This is a genomic window from Mesorhizobium sp. M7A.F.Ca.CA.004.06.1.1 (genome assembly GCF_003999135.1).
GTDB lineage: Bacteria > Pseudomonadota > Alphaproteobacteria > Rhizobiales > Rhizobiaceae > Mesorhizobium.
Window position 1 is genome coordinate 1 of record NZ_RZPQ01000893.1, and the last position, 2,168, is coordinate 2,168.

The 2,168-nt window shown below is 65.9% G+C and carries 2 protein-coding genes and 1 pseudogene; 1 reads left to right on the top strand and 2 read right to left on the bottom strand.

Translation table 11 applies throughout. The features are described from left to right. Nucleotides 1-382 (top strand): annotated as a pseudogene (locus tag EN906_RS31795) (NAD(P)/FAD-dependent oxidoreductase); the annotation flags it as partial. A 16-nt stretch (nt 383-398) separates the two neighbouring features. Here EN906_RS31795 and EN906_RS31800 read toward each other — a convergent pair. Together EN906_RS31800 and EN906_RS31805 are read right to left on the bottom strand one after the other, a co-directional pair. Continuing rightward, nucleotides 399-1,631 (bottom strand): amidohydrolase/deacetylase family metallohydrolase, encoded by a 1,233-nt coding sequence (locus EN906_RS31800; protein WP_127269761.1) that lies wholly within the window; start codon nt 1,629-1,631, stop codon nt 399-401. Between the two features lie 28 nt (nt 1,632-1,659). Continuing rightward, on the bottom strand, nt 1,660-2,025 hold the full coding sequence (locus EN906_RS31805; RefSeq protein WP_013528752.1) for a RidA family protein: 366 nt from the start codon (nt 2,023-2,025) through the stop codon (nt 1,660-1,662). Nucleotides 2,026-2,168: the final 143 nt, after the last annotated feature.

Below are 2,168 nucleotides of genomic sequence, written 5' to 3' on the forward strand. Positions count from 1 at the left end.
CCGCAGCGGCGTCGCCATCAAGTCGCTGACCCCGAGCGGCATCCTGTTCGAGGACGGCAGTGAACTCGCCGCCGACGCCATCATCGCCTGCACCGGCTATCAGTCGATGAACGAGACGGTGGCTTCGATCGTCTCGCGCGAAGTCGCCGACAAGGTCGGCCCCTGCTGGGGGCTTGGCTCGGGCGTCAAGGGCGACCCCGGACCCTGGCAAGGCGAGCTGCGCAACATGTGGAAGCCGACCGCGCAGGAAGCGCTTTGGTTCCACGGCGGCAATCTGGCGCTGTCGCGCTTCTATTCGAAATATGTGGCGCTGCAGATCAAGGCGCGGATGGAGCGCATTGAGACGCCGGTTTATGGGAAGCCGAGCAATTCGGGGCGGTAGCCATCTACCGCAAGAGCTAATCGTGCCGATGCCCAAAATGCCTCGCGGCCACCTCAACATGCGTATGCGACGCCTGCGCCACGAAACGCTCGGTCTCGTTGTGATCAGCCGCCTCGTTCGGCCACCAGGTGCCGCCGATAACGATGCCATCCGACACCAGCCTCTGGTCGGCGACCAATGACGCGCCGACCGCATCGACGAAGGTGAAGCGGCCCGGGCGCTGCCGGAGCACGGCGACATCGCCGACGGTGCCGACCGCCAGCGTGCCCAGGTCAGGCCTGGCGATCGCCTGCGCCGGCGCTTGCGTGGCGGCGCGCAGGACCTCGACCAGCGGCATGCCGAGCGCCAGCAGCTTCGACATGCAGACCAGTATGTCGAAGGCCGGCCCGTCGACGCAGTAGAGATGCACGTCGCTCGAGATCACGTCGGGCGCCAGCCCTTCCTCGAGCATGGCACGGGCAACGGCGAAATCGAACGAGCCCATGCCGTGGCCGATGTCGAAGATGACGCCGCGCTCGCGCGCCAGCCGCATGTCGGGCCGCACCGCGCCGGAAGCAAATACCGGCGCATTGGGAAACGGCCGGAAGCAGTGGGTGAGAATGTCGCCCCTGCGCAGCCGCGGCAGCACTTCCGAGCGGCCGGGCGGCGGCTCGTCTATATGCGCCATCAGCGGCAGGCCGGCCTGGTCGGCGGCCTCCAGCGCCAGATCCACCGGGGCGATGCCGCTGGTGCCGCCGGCATGCTTGCCGGAGCGGACTTTTACGCCGACCACGACATCGCGGTGTTCACGCACCGCCGCGACCACCTCGCGCGGCTCGCACAGCCTGAGGTCGCTGCACTCGCCGACCGACACTGTCTGCGAGAAGCCGAAAATGCCGGCAAAGGAAATGTTGACATAGGCCAGGATGCGGACCTTCGACCGCTCCATGACATGGCGGCGGAAGCCGAGGAAATTGCCGGCGCCGGCACTGCCCGCATCGATGAAGGTGGTGGTGCCGCTCTTGGCGGCCAGCCGGTCGGCATCGACGCCAAGCGACGTGCCGCCCCAATAGACGTGGCTGTGCAGGTCGACCAGGCCCGGCGTGACGATGCAGCCGCCGGCATCGACGATCTGCGCTGCGCTGTCCGCCGGGATATCGGCATCGACTGCGGCAACGCGGCCATTGGCGATGGCGACATCGCGCGGCGCGTCGAGGCCAGCGGCCGGATCGATCAGCCGTCCGCCCTTCAGCAGGAGGTCGAATTGCATTGAGGTCACCTCCGCTTCGTTGCTTTGCCTACAGAGGCCGGTAAGCGACCGCCTCGACCTCGATCTTGATATCGATCATCAGCCGCGATTCGACCGTGGTGCGGGCCGGCGGGTTTTTGGGGAAATGCCGGGCATAGACCGCGTTGAAGGCGCCGAAATCGCGCGCATCTTCCAGCCAGACCGTGGTCTTCACCACATCGTCCATGGTGCAGCCGGCCAGCGCCAGCGCGGCCTTGATATTGGCGAGCACCTGCTCGGTCTGTTCCGATATGCCGCCCTTGACCACGATGCCGTCGCTGCCGACGGGAACCTGGCCCGAGACATAGACGAGATCGCCGGCCCGCACGGCGGGCGACAACGGCACATGCGATGTTCCAAAACACTGTTTCGGCAAGGGACAAGCCTCCTCTGATGACAGGACGGGGTGCCATGGCAGCGCCCGCTTCGATCGACATTTACGCCGATCGGGGCGATCCTCATAGGGGGCCTTGTTGGAAAGCAACATTCTTCGAAATCCGTGTTGCTTTATTACAAGAG

Coding starts and splice junctions, on each gene's coding strand:
- EN906_RS31800 (WP_127269761.1), bottom strand. CDS start 1,631: ATGCAATTCGACCTCCTGCTGAAGGGCGGACGGCTGATCGATCCGGCC.